Origin of the sequence: Propioniciclava sp., from assembly GCF_029977985.1 — a bacterium.
Taxonomy (GTDB): Bacteria; Actinomycetota; Actinomycetes; order Propionibacteriales; family Propionibacteriaceae; genus Propioniciclava.
The window spans coordinates 1-1,078 of sequence record NZ_JARKOT010000178.1 but is presented as its reverse complement, the minus strand read 5'-3'; the positions used below and the strand labels follow the sequence as shown (position 1 = coordinate 1,078).

Below are 1,078 nucleotides of genomic sequence, written 5' to 3'. Positions count from 1 at the left end.
GTTCGACGACTGCCGGGCGTGGGTCAGGAACGACTGAACGTTGCGGGTCTGGGACCAGTCCGCGGCGCCGACTCCGCCGGGCATCGCCCAGTCGCGGTAGACCTCGGTGGCCAACGGGAGCGACATCGCGGACAGCACGCGCGCCTCGATGGCGGCGAGCTGCGCGGCCGCGCCCTCAGGGGTGCGCGGGAAGCCGGATGACACACCGCTGACGCCGACGGTCGTGGCGACGGGCAGCCTGATCGCGGGAGGCAGGGTGATCGCCACCCCCGGCGTAAGGCCGGCGTCCTGCGCCACCGTCGCCATCGGCGCCGCAGCAATGAGGTCGCGCCGCTGGGCAGGGTCGGCGTCCGGGTGAGCGCTGCTTTGGACGCCGTCGGGCGCGGTTCCCGCCGTGAAGCTGGAGACCAGGGTGTAGCCCAGCCCGTACAGCAGGACGCCGCTCACCAGCAGCAGCCCCGCGAGGACGCCCAGCAGCTGAGTGCGCGAGAGCGGGACGACCTCGGCTGAGCTCGCCGGGCGGGGTGGGCGACGGCGGAACATCAGCCGACGCAGCCGTCGCCGAGGATGCCGTTGAGCATCCCGTAGCCGCCCATCAGCACCACGGCGAGCACCAGCACGCCGGCGAGGCCGATGATGCCGCCCTTCGAGAGGTGCGGGGAGTGCGTGGCTCGTCCGACGAGGATCGCCCCGACGGACACCAGGGCCGCGATGCCGAACAGCCACAGCACGGACCACAGGACCATGCCCGAGATCTGGTCGGTGTAGGCGGCGACGCCTGTGGGCGCCACCGGGCAGATCTTCAGCGGGACGATCAGCGGGTTCATGTCGGTTCCTTTCGGAGGAGGGCGAGGACGTTCTGGGCCGCCTTGAGGAGCGGGGCGGGGAGCGGGTCGGGAGTCAGGCCGGTGACCTGGAGGCGAGAGTCCAGGGGGAAGTCGGTCAGGTGCACTCGTGCGGGTATCCCGGCTGCGGCGCCTTTGACGGGGCGGGGCCACCGCGTGATCGTGGGCCCCACGACCTCCCCGAACGCGTCGCGGCCCACGAGCTCGGCGCACGACTCCAGGCGGCGGACCCC

General features: G+C 72.6%; 2 protein-coding genes and 1 pseudogene. All 3 read right to left on the bottom strand.

The window, feature by feature from the left end; translation table 11 throughout:
• A pseudogene (locus Q1K57_RS10920) lies at nt 1–543 on the bottom strand (hypothetical protein); the annotation flags it as partial.
• A complete protein-coding gene (locus Q1K57_RS10915; RefSeq protein WP_077348554.1) occupies nt 543–827 on the bottom strand; it encodes a hypothetical protein in 285 nt (94 codons plus the stop codon). The gene Q1K57_RS10915 and the pseudogene Q1K57_RS10920, both read right to left, overlap by 1 nt.
• Nucleotides 824–1,078 (bottom strand): hypothetical protein (locus tag Q1K57_RS10910; RefSeq protein WP_300082333.1); only part of this gene is annotated, 255 nt, incomplete at its 5' end. The genes Q1K57_RS10915 and Q1K57_RS10910, both read right to left, overlap by 4 nt.